At 60.7% G+C, this 13,611-nt stretch carries 16 protein-coding genes and 1 pseudogene; 3 read left to right on the top strand and 14 right to left on the bottom strand.

The features are described from left to right. Positions 1–512 precede the first annotated feature (512 nt). From nadE to NKH70_RS32835, 5 genes are all read right to left on the bottom strand, one after another. Positions 513–1,361: an NAD(+) synthase gene (gene nadE, locus NKH70_RS32855; RefSeq protein ID WP_353027249.1), complete on the bottom strand. Its 849-nt coding sequence runs from the start codon at positions 1,359–1,361 to the stop codon at positions 513–515. Between the two features lie 20 nt (positions 1,362–1,381). Beyond that, positions 1,382–2,005: a cysteine hydrolase family protein gene (locus NKH70_RS32850; protein WP_353027248.1), complete on the bottom strand. Its 624-nt coding sequence runs from the start codon at positions 2,003–2,005 to the stop codon at positions 1,382–1,384. Then, entirely contained in the window at positions 2,002–2,544 is a 543-nt protein-coding gene (locus tag NKH70_RS32845) for an inorganic diphosphatase (protein ID WP_353027247.1), read from the bottom strand. The genes NKH70_RS32850 and NKH70_RS32845 overlap by 4 nt, the downstream gene beginning before the upstream one ends. Before the next feature lie 17 nt (positions 2,545–2,561). Then, the gene (gene xth, locus NKH70_RS32840; protein ID WP_353027246.1) at positions 2,562–3,338 is read right to left on the bottom strand and encodes an exodeoxyribonuclease III; all 777 of its coding nucleotides are present in this window, start codon (positions 3,336–3,338) and stop codon (positions 2,562–2,564) included. A gap of 123 nt (positions 3,339–3,461) precedes the next feature. After that, positions 3,462–3,644 carry a DUF3606 domain-containing protein gene (locus NKH70_RS32835; RefSeq protein WP_352779900.1) on the bottom strand — a complete coding sequence of 61 codons (183 nt, stop codon included), beginning with the start codon at positions 3,642–3,644 and terminating at the stop codon, positions 3,462–3,464. A 574-nt stretch (positions 3,645–4,218) separates the two neighbouring features. On the opposite strand from NKH70_RS32835, the gene NKH70_RS32830 reads away from it, so the two are divergent. Beyond that, positions 4,219–4,560: a hypothetical protein gene (locus tag NKH70_RS32830; protein WP_353027245.1), complete on the top strand. Its 342-nt coding sequence runs from the start codon at positions 4,219–4,221 to the stop codon at positions 4,558–4,560. Between the two features lie 79 nt (positions 4,561–4,639). Here NKH70_RS32830 and NKH70_RS32825 read toward each other — a convergent pair whose 3' ends face one another. From NKH70_RS32825 to NKH70_RS32815, 3 genes are all read right to left on the bottom strand, one after another. Continuing rightward, the gene (locus NKH70_RS32825) at positions 4,640–5,125 is read right to left on the bottom strand and encodes a type II toxin-antitoxin system RelE/ParE family toxin (RefSeq protein WP_353027256.1); all 486 of its coding nucleotides are present in this window, start codon (positions 5,123–5,125) and stop codon (positions 4,640–4,642) included. Then, positions 5,046–5,450, bottom strand: a complete 405-nt coding sequence (locus NKH70_RS32820; protein ID WP_353027244.1) for a ribbon-helix-helix domain-containing protein — start codon at positions 5,448–5,450, stop codon at positions 5,046–5,048. The genes NKH70_RS32825 and NKH70_RS32820 overlap by 80 nt, the downstream gene beginning before the upstream one ends. A 259-nt stretch (positions 5,451–5,709) precedes the next feature. Then, on the bottom strand, positions 5,710–6,117 hold the full coding sequence (locus tag NKH70_RS32815; RefSeq protein ID WP_353027243.1) for a hypothetical protein: 408 nt from the start codon (positions 6,115–6,117) through the stop codon (positions 5,710–5,712). Between the two features lie 669 nt (positions 6,118–6,786). Between NKH70_RS32815 and NKH70_RS32810 the strand changes: the two genes are divergently transcribed. After that, positions 6,787–6,954, top strand: a complete 168-nt coding sequence (locus tag NKH70_RS32810; RefSeq protein WP_353027242.1) for a ribbon-helix-helix protein, CopG family — start codon at positions 6,787–6,789, stop codon at positions 6,952–6,954. Positions 6,955–7,355: 401 nt separating this feature from the next. On the opposite strand, the gene NKH70_RS32805 is transcribed toward NKH70_RS32810, so the two are convergent. From NKH70_RS32805 to NKH70_RS32785, 6 genes and pseudogenes are all read right to left on the bottom strand, one after another. Beyond that, positions 7,356–8,078, bottom strand: coding sequence for a reverse transcriptase domain-containing protein (locus NKH70_RS32805; protein WP_353027241.1), 723 nt, complete (start codon positions 8,076–8,078; stop codon positions 7,356–7,358). After that, positions 8,065–8,409, bottom strand: coding sequence for a reverse transcriptase domain-containing protein (locus NKH70_RS32800; protein WP_353027240.1), 345 nt, complete (start codon positions 8,407–8,409; stop codon positions 8,065–8,067). The genes NKH70_RS32805 and NKH70_RS32800 overlap by 14 nt, the downstream gene beginning before the upstream one ends. 946 nt (positions 8,410–9,355) lie before the next feature. Beyond that, positions 9,356–10,240: a hypothetical protein gene (locus NKH70_RS35930; RefSeq protein WP_502908449.1), complete on the bottom strand. Its 885-nt coding sequence runs from the start codon at positions 10,238–10,240 to the stop codon at positions 9,356–9,358. 441 nt (positions 10,241–10,681) lie between these two features. Beyond that, a pseudogene (locus tag NKH70_RS32795) lies at positions 10,682–11,160 on the bottom strand (site-specific integrase); the annotation flags it as partial. A 98-nt stretch (positions 11,161–11,258) separates the two neighbouring features. Next, positions 11,259–11,522, bottom strand: a complete 264-nt coding sequence (locus NKH70_RS32790; RefSeq protein ID WP_353027239.1) for a hypothetical protein — start codon at positions 11,520–11,522, stop codon at positions 11,259–11,261. Between the two features lie 117 nt (positions 11,523–11,639). Further along, the gene (locus NKH70_RS32785; RefSeq protein ID WP_353027238.1) at positions 11,640–11,942 is read right to left on the bottom strand and encodes a hypothetical protein; all 303 of its coding nucleotides are present in this window, start codon (positions 11,940–11,942) and stop codon (positions 11,640–11,642) included. A 228-nt stretch (positions 11,943–12,170) separates the two neighbouring features. Between NKH70_RS32785 and NKH70_RS32780 the strand changes: the two genes are divergently transcribed. Continuing rightward, entirely contained in the window at positions 12,171–13,313 is a 1,143-nt protein-coding gene (locus NKH70_RS32780) for a helix-turn-helix domain-containing protein (protein WP_353027237.1), read from the top strand. Positions 13,314–13,611 lie beyond the last annotated feature (298 nt).

Genomic DNA, 13,611 nt, shown 5'->3' with positions numbered 1-13,611 from the left:
GCTTTGTACGCCTTCCTTGTTGTCGTCGCTTCCGCGGCGCGGCGGTGCTGAGATTGGTGGTGCTTGTCTGGTGCGGGCTTCTGCATAGACCTAGCGCTTTGCGGTACCTCCCTCGTTCAAGGCTGGTCGTTGCCATGCTTAAGACACTACCTGATCAGGATGTCGCTGACGAGGCGCCGACGTCTTCGATCCTGGACACGATCATTCGACGCTGCGGCCGACCTGGCGTGCGCGTTGGATGACCACAAAAGGCTATCGGTACTTCTTGCCGGAGGCGCGCCGCAATGAGCTTCCGAGAAGCGGCGGCCGTCAGATCATTCTCGCGTGGAATGACTCTGGCTCGGCGATCGGCCCGACATGAAGCTAACAGCTTTTGGCCACCTCGGAGTTTGGTGGACTCCTCGCATCGGCGATACACGTAAAGGGCATCGCTGGCTGTGAGCGACGAACATGCCTCCGCCCCGCTTCGCGGTGGGCTGCGGCGAGCACGTCGGCCGTGTGTCGTGAGACAATTATTGGCGATGCGGCAATGGCGAATTAGTCATGGCAATGGCTGTGACCGGAAGCGCTCGCTTATGCGCTGTGCTGGAATGCACATGAAGCATGCGCGTGCGCGCCGCTTCGTCGATCTCTCGGCCTTCGAGGAAGTCGTCGATCTGATCGTACGTGACACCATATGCATCTTCGTCCGGTCGAAGCGGAACGAGGTTCTCCAGATCGGCGGTCGGGATCTTGTCAATAAGTTCAGACGGAGCGCCCAGATGCGCTGCCAAGGCGCGAACCCTGCGCTTGTTCAACCCGGAAAGCGGAAGAATGTCGGCGGCACCGTCGCCGAACTTGGTGAAGAAGCCCATCAATGCCTCAGCCGCATGGTCGGTGCCGATGACCAGCCCTCGGGTGGCACCGGCGAGCGCGAACTGGGCGATCATGCGCTGACGCGCCTTGATGTTACCAAGCAAGAAATCCTCGCGGCCAGCATCACCGAGCTCGAGACCAGCCAGCTTGATCGAATCCAGCATCGCGTCGGCAGCCGGCTTGATGTCGACCCGGTGCACTTCATCCGCCCCTATGGTGTCCAAAGCCCACTGGGCGTCATGTTCGTCCGCCTGGATGCCGTACGGGAGACGAACGGCCAGGAATCTGGCATCGTACCCCATCATTCGCAGTGCCTCGACGGCGCGTTGAGCCAGAAGGGCCGCGGCGAGTGAATCCACTCCGCCGCTGATCCCCAGCACATAGGTACTGAGGCCCGATTCACGCAGATAGGTGCTGAGAAGGTCCATGCGCCGGCGCGCTTCCAGCGCGACATCAAAACTCGGAGTGACGCCCAACGCGTCGATAATCATTTCCTGTTCTGTCATGCCCAGAGGTCCTCCTGATGTCACAACATTCCGTCCAGCCGCGCGGCCAGGAGGTCGGCGGTGGTCACCGTCTCGACCTGCATGCCGTAGCGGCTCTCGTAGATCGCGAGCATGGCATCGTGGGTCGAGTCAGCTCCCGAACATACCGCGTCGGCGACGATGACCACCCGGTAGCCGAGATCGATCGCTCCCATCACAGAGGCGAGCACGCAAACCTCCGTCTCCGCGCCCGACACGATAAGTGAATCAATGCCCGCAGACCGCAGGCGAGCATGCAGTGACCCGTGCCAAGCGGACATGACGGGTTTGTCCTCCAGCAAAGCGGGCGGCACGAACCGCGCCAGTTCTGGAACAAGATCGATCAGCTGAGGATCAAGCCGATCGCGGGTCATTGTCTCCCACTTTTGAAAGTACCCTCGCCAGGCGCCGCCGACGTCATCGGGAGATTGAGGGGGAATAAACCGGGTGAAGATCGTCCGCGCCGGGTCAAGTTCGACGAGGGCGACGACATTGGGCAATACACGCTCCATCCACGGCGTGTGCCATTCCGTCGCCTCGGCAAACATCCGTTGCATGTCGACACAGAGGTGAACCCAGCGCTCACGAAGCGGTCCAAACCGCAGGCCTTCGTCCAATTTCGTCAAGGCCGGACCGCTTCCCTGACAATGCTCTGCGCCTCGGACTTGTCCAGATGACCCACGATCTTCGCTGCCTTGCCAACGGCGGCTTGGCAGGCGACGAAAAAGTCCTCGACGTCCTTGAGCTTGTCCGGTGGAATGCCGACGAACTCATATGGTGGATCATCCTGAGCCAGCAGGAGCAGCACTGCCATCAGGCGGTTGTAGCATTTGGCGGGTCCCACGCTCGACTTCTGCGTCGCGATCCCCCCGAGGACGCGGCACCGCAGCAGTGAGCCCATCGGAAGATCGGCATCCGTAAGCAGCGACACCTTCAGTGGATCGCCTTCGTCAGCTTGCGTCGAACCGAGGAAGCCGAACGAAAATGGGAACGCGAACCCCACAGCGAGCAGTTTCTTGGCTCGCAACACTCCCGTCTCAGCATCGCGAGCGTTCTGCGTCTGGCTTCCTCGGGGTGTCTCAACCGCAAAGTTGTAGCCGCCGGCCACGTAGAGAGAGATATTGTCGATTGACTCGTTCATTTCGGGATAATCCGGTTCGACCATCTCGTGTTCCTCGTGGTTCAATTGAGCTCGATCCAGGCCGGCGCATGGTCGCTTGGCTTCTCCCACCCGCGAAGCTCGACATCCACGCCGGCATTACGCAGCCGGTCGGAAAGAGAGGGGCTCACCAAGAGATGGTCCATGCGCAGGCCGGAACTCCGATCGTAGCCGCCCCGGTAGGAGAAATTCCAATAGGTGTAGATGCCCTTCTCTGGATGGATGCGCCGCACGGCATCGATCCAGCCACCTTCGAGCATTTTGGCATAGGCTTGCCGGCTTTCCGGGAAATAGACCGCATCGCCGAGCCATCGCCTCGGCACCACGGCGTCGATTGCGGTTGGAATGACATTATAGTCGCCGCAAAGAACGCTTGGTGCCCCAACTTCAAGCAAATGCTGGCCGTAGCTGATGAGACGATCGAACCAGCGCAGCTTGTAGTCGAACTTTGGGCCAGGCGCTGGATTGCCATTGGGCAGGTAGAGGCAGCCTACGACTATCCCATCCACCTCGGTCTCGATATAGCGGCTGTGGGTGTCGTCTGGATCGCCCGGTAGGCCGCGTCGACGTTCCACCGGCTCGGTTCCGCGAGCGAGGATTGCCACACCGTTATAGGATTTCTGACCGTGCCAGATGGTACCGTAACCCGCCTCTCTGATCGCATCGGCAGGGAACTTGTCGTCCGACGTCTTCAATTCCTGCAGGCAAATGATGTCGTAGTCGGTTTCGCCCAACCACTTCAGGAGCACAGGCAGCCGGCCGTTGACGCCGTTCACATTGAAGGTGGCGATGCGGGTCATGTGCATGCCCCCTCATGAGATACTAGCGACAGTCGGCGCGCAGGGCGGCGTGGCCTATCCCGCTGCGCTGAACCCCCAACTCTTGGTATCGCCAACTTCGCCGGCATCCGGTGCGGCCGAGGCTCACTTCTTGCCCAGCTCGTCTTCGACCTTCTTGCGACTGTTGCCGACCGACTTCACCGCCGATTTGACGTCAGCTTTGCTGGCGCCGGTTTTGCCCGCCTCGTACTTCATTTCATGATCCTGCCCACCAGCGACCCTGGCACGGTCCTGATTGCGTCCACGTGTTGTTCCAGTGTTTGCCATTTCTTCCTCCGAGGATTACCGTTCCAGTCCCAACAACGCAGCCGGACTCTTCCGGTTCAATCCTTCGACGCGCGGGCCATGGAACCGAATCCAGGCAGGGTTTGTTGAATCAGCCCATATATTCGAGGCCCTCAGTCGACCAGGCGCTCACACCGACGACGACCCCGAGCTCGCCGCCAGCCTGGTCGACTTGGCCGACCAGCTGCACACCCCCTGCCCGCCAGCCTGCGCGACCGCGTCGCGCGGCGCAGGCCACCGACCTCGGCCGGGTCGCCAGGGATACCTGGCACGGCGCCGCCACCGGCGACGCGACAACCCCCCGCTGGCCTGGCTGGCGCCCTGGTCACCGATGCATCCGGCATCGGCAACGTGCGCGACCTGATCCACGAAGGCCGCGCCTATCTCGACGGCGCCGCCTATGACCGGTCATCCTCGGCCTCGCCGCCGTCGGGCTCACCATCACGGTCGCCACGGTGACCACCCTCGGCGCCACCACGCCGGCACGCGTCGGCGCCACGGTTCTCAAGGCGCCAGCAAGGGCGGCCGCCTGTCGAAGCCGCTGCGCGGCGAATTGGTGCGGCTCGCCGGCGACGCCGTCGATGGCGAGGCGCTGCGCGCCACGGTGACCCTCGCCACGGCCGGCGATCTCGCCGCCGCCCTTGCCACGCTCAAGGGCGTGCTGCGCCCTGCCCCGTTGGCCACCCTACGCACCGCCGCCGCCGACCTCGGCATCGTCGCCAAGGCGCAAGGCTACCGCGTCACGGCGGATGTTCTGAAGCTGTCGACATCCACGGCGGACATGGGCCGGTTCACGCGAATGTCGGCGCGGTTCGGCAACGGGTTCCGGGGCCTCCTCGCCGCGCTCGGCGCCTTGGCGCTGACGCTCGCCGGCCTGACCGTCACGCTCACCAGTTAGCTGGCTTGCCCGGCCGTGCTGTGGGTGCTGGCCCTGCTCTACTTCAGCTGGCGGCTCCTGCGCCGGCTGTGGCGGTGAGCTACCCCGTGGGCGGCTGTCTGGCCCCACACACCGAGGATATTGTTAGGACGGTTAGGATCAGGTTTTCGGAGGTGTCATGGCGCGGAGACGGGCCTGCAGGCGCGCGATCAGCTCGCCGATCGGCGCGCCCGGCCGGGGTGTCACTAAGGCTGGCACGCTGCATGGCCTCAAGGAGACGCATCGTCGACGCTCGAGCCGCCTTCAGCGGCCGGCACCTGACCACGCGCGCTGTCAGTCGGCTTCGCCGGCATGATACGGGGCCTCGTAGTCGCGGCCGCCCGTAAAACACGTTGGTGATCTCGACGCTGTCGGTCAAGCGATAGGCAGTGAGGGCCGTACTTTCGAACGGCACGGTGCGCAGCCCCGGCTCCAGGTCATCGCTCGGCCGGCCGCCGTTCGGCGCGTCACCGATTTTGCGGCAGCGCGCCATTATCCGCTGCACAAAGCCAGCCGCCACGGCATCGCTCTGGCTGGCCTCGGCAATGACGCGGTAGACCCCCTGCAGGTCGGCAAGGGCCTGCGGCCGGTGCGTTAGCGCGCCGCACCGCGCGGCGCTTTGCTCTCGCTGGCATGAAGCGGGCCATTTCCGCTTCCGCCTCGTCTGCCGTCAGGCTAGGGCGCGGGTCATCAATGGACGCCCGGATGCGGGCCCGCAGCACCTCGTTCACGGCCTGCTCCTCGCGATCGAGGGCGCAAAACGCCACGCGTATGACTTCACTGGCGGAGTCGTAGGCGCCCGACGCCAGCCGCGCGTCAACGCTCTGCTGCTGCTTGCCGAGGGTCACGGTGATGGGTTTGCTGGTTCTCATAGTCTGCCCTTTCCTTCCTCCCCCTAAAGCACATGGCATGACAGTGTCATACTATTTTCTGACACCCGCTCTCCAAAGCAGAGGGGTCAGGGCAGTTGGTTGGGATTCTCAATCAGGGGGCTCTTTTCGGGTCCGCGATCAAGCCACCGCTTCCCGGTCTAGCGTCATGTCTACCAAGAGCTTCAGCTACCGCTTCGCACTGGCGACCTCGGAAGTCCTGGACTTTACGAACGTACAATACAGCGAAGGATAAAACGGATTATGCATGGCATAGGTGCACGACGCGACCCACTGTCAATGCGCGCTCGGTAAGGAGCGAGTCGTAAGCGGCGCCGTAGGCCAATTTCTCGAATTCGTCTGACGCGAACGCATCGATCATGTTGTAACGAGCACCCTCCTGTCGCACATAATGGTCGTCCTCCCCTTTCACACTTCCGTTTCGATTATAGCGGGCCCGGATGCCTGCGGCTTCCCAGCAGGAGGTCTTCTGAAAATTGCCGTCCATGTCAGGCCTGATATCCGGATCGGAGTAAACCTTCGGAAGTTCGAACGCCCATGCACCAAGCGTGCTCGTCGGCACCTCGGCGACTGCATCCGTTATGATGACATCGTTTCCAATTAATTCCTGCATCCGCTCCGAAAAGGGGCCCGAATCGCCCGGCGCCACTGGTCGAAATCGCTCCCGTGGCGATGAAGCCGTCGCCCGATGAAGGCTCGAATGACGTTCTGCGCGAAGGTGGGGTTGCTTTCCATGAGGCACAGCGTGTCCCAAGCCTCGTTCGGCGTTGCGCAGTTTGGTCCCGAAAAGGCGTGACTTGGCTCTGGGGCCGCAAGCAGCTTGTTCATCTCGGCAGGCTGCCCCAGTCGCCTCGCCTTCACGTAGGCCAGGATGATCTGATCATCCAAGATGGTCTCAAATGGCGAGGATCGGCGTAAGCAGCCAAATCTTATGTCATTTCAACGGCTTGCACCACATCCGCTAACCCCCATGAATTTTTCAGGCTAGCTCCATCGGCGGCGGTAGACTACGCTCTGTCGGCTTGCTAATAATCTGTCGTCTGCGCGCACCAGGCGTACCCCAAGCCCCCCGCCCAGCCTGCTGCGACGCGTGACCGCCCGCCGCGCCTCGCGCTCGGCGGGTTTGTCATTTTCGTCGCGGTGCCCTTTTCCGCCTCGTAAGGGAGGGAATCCAGCGACTGGTTGGTCAGACGAACATTTTCTCCACGCTGCTAAGGAGCGATATCACACGCCAATCTGTTGCAGACGAGCTAGAGAACGCCGCTGAGCGGATCGCGGATATCTCGCGCGCGGGACTTGCAGATCATCCATCGCTGGCGTGCCGCTGGAACCGGCCACCGAGCACGCCCTGAACTCCATCGCCGACGAGATGAAAATCGGCAGATCGGATCTCATCCGGATCGTGTTGCGCGAGTGGCTGGAAACCAACGCCTATTTGCCCGTACGCACGGTCGATGAAGATAGCGAGACGGACGCGAACGCGTAGGCTCAATCCCGATCGCCTCAATTTCTTGGCAGCTTATGGATTTCCAGCCGAACCGGGCCGCCTCTGTCGCAACTCGTGCAGAAAAGAGCCCTCTCGACCGAGCTAAACAGCGCATCTTTTCCGTACCGACGGATGAGCTTCGCCGCCTTCACCTCCCCATGATGTGAGCAGTTTTTGCACCAGGCACGCAACGTGTGCCACTCGCGTAGGTCGCCTAACGATACATCCAGCCCTGCGTGTAGGCTCCTGTCGCTTGGCAGTTAATTGTGAGAATGGCTTGTTAATGATTTCAGCAGGTTAGCCATGCACCTAATTTGAGGATCTACACTATCGCGGTAGGGACGCCATTACTGGGCGCCCCCCGCTCAGATCCGAGCGAGCCCGATTCGAGCACTCGGCTCCTACCTTGGGTGGCTGACGGCGAAGCGCGCATTGGGACACGGGTGAAGGATGCGTGGTTTGGGGAGCCAGTCGTCGGTCAGCTTCGTCATGCGGGCCCAGGTGAAGCCGTCTCGTTGGCTGCGCCGCCGAAGCGTCCGCCGCCAGAGATCGGTCACATGGTGCCGGAACGCCGAGAGCGCCCCGCCATTCGTCGGGACCGCATAATAGGCGAAATGACCTGTCACGACCTGCCTCAGCCACTTCCCCTGTTCGGGGATGGGCCAATGCATCCGACGCCGCAGCTCCGCCTTGATGTCCTTGAGCTTCACCCGCATGCGGTCGCCTCGGGCCTTCCGCTTAAGCAGGAAGCGCCCCTTTCGCGATTTACCGCAGATGAAGGTAAAGCCCAGGAATGCGAAGGTCTCCGATTTGCCGAGCCCGCGCTGCTTGCGGTCGACCGCTGCGAAGCGGCCGAACTCAATCAGGCGGGTCTTTTCCGGATGGAGCGACAGCATGAACTCCTCAAGCCTCGCGCGCATCGCATCGAGGAAGCGACGGGCGTCGCCCTCGCGCTCGAAGCCGACGATTACATCATCGGCATAGCGCACGATGATCATGTCGCCGGTGGCCTCGCGCCGTCGCCAGCGGTTGACCCACAGGTCGAAGACATAGTGCAGGTAAATATTGGCCAGAAGCGGCGAAATCACCGAGCCTTGACCCGTGCCCCTGTCATCTACCGTCACGATCCCGTCTTCGAGAATGCCCGCCTTCAGCCAGCCGGATCAGGCGGATGATGCGCTTGTCGCCGATCCTGTGTTCCAGGAAGCGAACGAGCCAATCCTGGCTGACGCTCCCGAAAAAGTTCTGGATATCGGCGTCTACAATCCAGTTCACCCTCCGCGTGTTGATCGCTACGCACAGTGCATCCAATGCATCGTGCGACCCTCTACCGGGCCGAAACCCGTATGAGAAGCCGCAGAAGTCGCCTTCATAGATGGCATTGAGCACCATGACGGTTGCCCCTTGGACGATTTTGTCTTCCAGCGGCAATCGCCAGCGGCCGCTGCTTTCCATCTGCCTTCGGTATAAACGTCCGGCGAGACGGTTGCGGGCGGTACGCTCCCCGATGAACCCGTTCGTGCAGGTCCCTGAGCCGAGGCTCTAGGTCTGTCTCGTAATCCTGCCACGTCATGCCATCCACCCCGGGAGCGGCCTTGCGCTTGAGCGCGTAGAACGCCGTCCGCAGTGTATCGACATTGATGTGGTGGAAGAGCGCGGTGAACTTCTCCTTCTTCCTCAGCCTTGCGGCTTGCCGTACGCGATCCAGCGACTGGGACATGCGAGCCCGGCTCTGTGTCCGGTGCATGTGTTGCTGTTCCGCGTTCCCCTTGGTCCCCGGCCTTGGCTCCACCAGCTCCGCCGCCGGTTGTCCGGCTTTGTTCGTCGGCTTCGCAGCTACTATGCCGGAGTCAGACTTCTCTGGATCGTGCATCAACGGCTACGGCTCCTCGCCTTCCCGTTGCGGACCATCCCCCCGTACTCCTGGGGCGTATGGCCAATCCAGAGATCTCCCGGTTCCCGCACAAGGAGCTTCCGCACATGCCAGGGTCTCAGACCACGCCGGATCGAACAGGCGCTCGCGAAAACGCGCCCGTCCATTTCGCCTTCCGCTAAATTAACGGCGTCGGCATCCGGAACAAATTCCCTTTCGTGGCTCAATGGCTGGCCTATGCACTCCCCTACCGACGCTTCGCCGGCATCCTCGCGGATGTCTGCGCACGGCTCGGGGCCGATGTGGATCGCTATTCCTTCATCGCAGTGGACTTCCACCACCTACTCCTTGCCGGTCTCCCGGCGCACTAATTTGATAATCGATCCCGGCCATTGGCACTAGTCAACGTTTCCACACAGGCTGGACCCAAGGCTGTCGCCATCAGTCAGCAGTAGACCTGCCCAAGCTCCGCCTGCCCGAAGAGTCCGTGTGTTGCGGCCGCCCTAACGCCGGATGTGAGCGCCGCATCTATCGCTCGCGACTTCGCCTGCTACGCTCCCGACTGCGGGCTTTTCGACGGGCAACTCTAAGTTCGGCAAGCGTCGGCCTCCACCAGCCCCTGAAGCGTTCGGTTGGCCCGGCGGCAACCCGAGCGGGCCATGCGCTGACAAGCTCGGCCAGCGTAGCCGAACGCCACCTGCCCCAAACGAAGTCGCCGTTCGGAGGCATTGCGTGGGGATAGAAGGCGGCTGCGTCGGATAGCTCAACCAGTTCACCGGAAATTTCATCGAAGACGACAATCCCGTACTGCTCGGTTGCGACTGCGCGGCCCAGGGTAGGTAGATCTTGAGCTGGCAACGGATAGCGATGACGCCGGCGTTCAGCAGCCCGCTTTTGTGCGGCTTTATATGCTTCGGTGTTCCTGGCGGCCGCACGTCGCCGTTTCCTTTCCTCCGGTTCGGCATGCTGCGCAGCCTTTTCGATGCTTGGCCATCGGCGCCGGAGCTCTTCATATGAGCGGAATGGAACTTTCCAGGCCCGCAACTCATCGTCCCAACTCGCCCACGGAACGGCGCGCAATTCTTCAAGCACTGTCCTCGAATACGGCGTGCGAATGCGTAGGTCGTCCGCGATCTCCAGATACCGACTCGAAATAGGGTCGAAGGCGAAGGCATCGCGTCCCTTGCTATCGTCATGGGGCGCCCGTAACGCTGCCTCCTGCGCCAGCCAGCGATCGATCCGCCGAGCTGCCGTCTTGCCGGGTACGAACCAGCTCCTGCGCTCGTCGCTCCATCTGGCACGCGGAAAAGCTTGCTGAAACCGCTCGACCGCCATTCGATCGAACGAAAAGCGGGCTTCAGCACCACGTGCCTCCTGTTTCTGTGGCGCGGGACGAGCGTCGGATTCCGTCATAGTGCATCGATCGAGTTCGCTGCACGGAACGCGGCGCCGGCCCAAAAAGTTCACCAGTCTGACAGGCTCCGCGGAATATGGCGCCTGAACTGATGTCCAATGCTCAAGATCCGCGCAGTGAAACTTTCCCCACGCTCGCAGTTAAGGAGAGCCGAGAGGATGAACGATGTCTAAACCAGATGGGAGAGCGGCTTGCGGCCGTGCGGCCGATAAAAGCTCGTTCGCGGCAGCGCCAGCCCAGGCGCGAGAATTGGTGCGTCGGTATGGAAACGACTGGCGAAAGATTGGCGAGGAGCCAAGCCCTACAAAGACGACTGACAACTCCCCCATTGCCGGCATAATGCAAGGATCAACATCTGAGCCTTCCATGCTCAAATCGCCAAGGGTTGTTGAGAACCTCGGATGACCCGCATCGCAACCTTCAACTTGAACGCCGTGAACGGTCGCCTTGTAGATGATCGAAGCCTTGGTAGCGAAGCGAATGCCTGCCGTGCTGCGCGGCGAAGACCAATCGGGCAAACCCACTCATCGACTAAACGGGCATACTGTCTTGTGCTCATGTGGGCTGAATGATCGATTCTACACGGAAATGCGTAGTCGTCGATCGTCCCGCTACGCCGTCCGAGCCACGCAAACAAGCTCGCGCCCGCATCCGCCATCAGTTCGATTGAACAGGTCGTCCGGTCTTTTGCTGGATCACGATCGCACGCGTTCGAATTTCCGGCCCAACAACCAGGCTGCCGATCTTAATCTTAACGAGGTCGCAGCCGCGCAACTTGCTGTCGATCGCGAGATCGAACAACGCTCCATCCTCGATCGAGGAAGAACCGGATGGCCCATATCTGCCGAGGCCTCAGCGCTCGTTTCGCGCCAACCTTCTTGCCTGCATTCCAAGCTCGTCGCTCCTGCACCCGAAGCAAATCTCAACCAGTGGAGGGAGTGGGATTGGAACCGCCGTGAACACTCGTGGGATTCATGCGACGCGCCTTAGTTTATTGCTTTTATCCATCTCGTTGCACTAAAATCGCTGCGCACTTTTGGGCGACATGTACCAATGCCCGCTTCCCGCAGCCTTTTGCCGACGAGACCTGACCGCCTCCAGCAGTTCGCGCTCGCTGGTGTGAACATTTCGAAAAATGGCCACAACCATCACCGCCAAGGTTTCGGCATCCGGGTCCAAAGGGTCGAGATTCTCATCCGCGCAGACCTGATCGAACACGCGTCCGCAAATAGCCAGATCGTGAGGGCTCAGGCAGGTGCGATTGAAACGCAAACGCAGCATCTGGGCGAACCTTTCAGGGCCCGCCGTCCGTGCTTTGCGGCGGGCTTTTTACTGATGAACCGCTGACGCGATGGAATGCTTAAGTCATAATATCGTCCACAGTGGATTGTAATCAGTTTACCTGCGGCCTGATGATTGCTCTGTTAAGAGTCCCAAAATCAACGCGCACTCGCGGGCTTTATACTGCCCAGAAATCATAAGTTGGCGATAGTCTTGCCGCTTGTGCTCCGGGACGTGAAATCCGCGCCGAAATTCCGCCGCCTCTTTTGGAGTTCGAGTGCAACCGAGTTTACTGGCCGCGACCTTCAAACTCCCCAGTGAGCATCCGATTTTTGCCGCAATGTCTTTCAACGGTTCGTTGTTACCGTACCCATCAAGAATTATCTTGCGACGACCTTCGCTGTTGAGCTTTGTGTTCATTTCAGCGGTCCCCTCACTATGCTTTCCCGATGCCCGATTCTATACGCACCAGGTTGAAGAGTGTCGTTAGCTTCGCATCCAGAAACTTATCTCGGCATGCATTTCTGACTGTAATCCAGCGTGAGCGCCATTTCAGTCGCCTCGAGTCGGCCAGTCTTGCCAGATACCTGAGGTACGCCACATGATTGAGGGGCATGGGCATACCCGAATCGGATATGACACCACGCGATGGATGCTAAAAGGCAAGAGGAGGCGCTTGCGAGGCAGGCGCTGGAGCGTGATCGACGTCGTTGGCCGCGCGAAGATCAACCTTACAATGAGGGTGCCCCGTCACTTGCGCCGGCGCTCGAACCTTTGCCCTTTTCAACGCTCGAACTGGCGCCAGAGGATCAATTCGGCGCTTGGCAGGCGCATATGGCACCGCTCGTCGAGGTCAGGTTGCCGGATCACAAATCGCTCGACGATGGCTTTCCCGCCGACCACACGGCTTGGAACCTCGGCGGCATGCTGATCGTTCAACAGCGCGCACCGGCACATAGTTATATGCGTTCTGCCGCGAAGCTTCGGTCCAGCTCGATCGATCACTGGTATATCGCCTTGCCACGTACTGGCCGGTCGTGGACGGAGGTCGATCGCCGCGTAGCGGAGAACCAGCCGGGCAGATTGGAGATCAGATCGCTTGGCTACCCGTTTCGCGGGAGGACAACGGACTCCGAAGGTCTCTTTCTCTATTTGCCGCGCGATTTGTTTGCCGATGCGGCGGCAACCGTGGACGCCAAGAACAATTCAATTCTGTCCGGCAACTTTGCCAACCTCTTGCTCGACTATGTCAACAGCATCGAAGCAAGACTGCGCAGCCTCACGGCTGACGATCTGCCCCGCATCGTGCACGCAACACGCAGCATGATCATTGCCTGCGTCGCGCCTCCGGCGGAACAGGCTGCGGCCGCCGAACAATTGACGAGTGTCGCGCTAATGGAGCGAGCGCGTCGATACGTCCACCACAATCTGGATGCGGCTCATTTGACACCGGATTCAATGTGCCGGGCGCTCGGCGTCTCGCGCTCTCGTCTCTATCAGTTGTTCGAACCAAGCGGTGGTGTTCTCCATTACATACAAAGTCGCCGCCTTCTGGCAGCCCATGTTGCGCTAAGCGATCCGGCGGACAGCCGCCGCATTGTTGAAATTGCTGAAGCCTTTGGGTTTAGTTCAGCGGCTAATTTCAGCCGGGCATTCAGCAAGGAATTCGGTTACAGCCCCCGCGAAGGCCGCAGCACTGTGGTGTTGCCGCGCCCCGCCAACTCTGTTTCGCTTGCCGGACAGGAGAAAGCCTCTTCCTTTGAAGGTTGGCTCAAAGCGCTCGGAAGCTGAGTACAGGATCGGCGATGCTGATGGGGCGGGCTCAAAACAGGCTTGCCGGGGCGGGGAAGACCACGCCGCACAATATCTTCGTGTCGCGTTCACCGCGCCATCAATCACATAGCTGATTCCCGCCAATTCGCGATTTATAACGAACTGTGACTGTTCGACGTTGCCGATAATTTGTCGCCAGTCACGGCGGAGCATACATGGAACTAGGCTGCAGGCGGCTCTTATTAAGACTGCGATTTGAAAGTTTGCCAAGCTCGACAGTTATGCTACTTTTAGACTGGGGGGCGCGAGTCTGCAC

Source organism: Mesorhizobium sp. M0991 (assembly GCF_040318915.1).
Classification (GTDB): Bacteria; Pseudomonadota; Alphaproteobacteria; order Rhizobiales; family Rhizobiaceae; genus Mesorhizobium.
The sequence above is the reverse complement of the archived record's forward strand: the minus strand, read 5'-3'. Positions and strand labels throughout refer to the sequence as shown.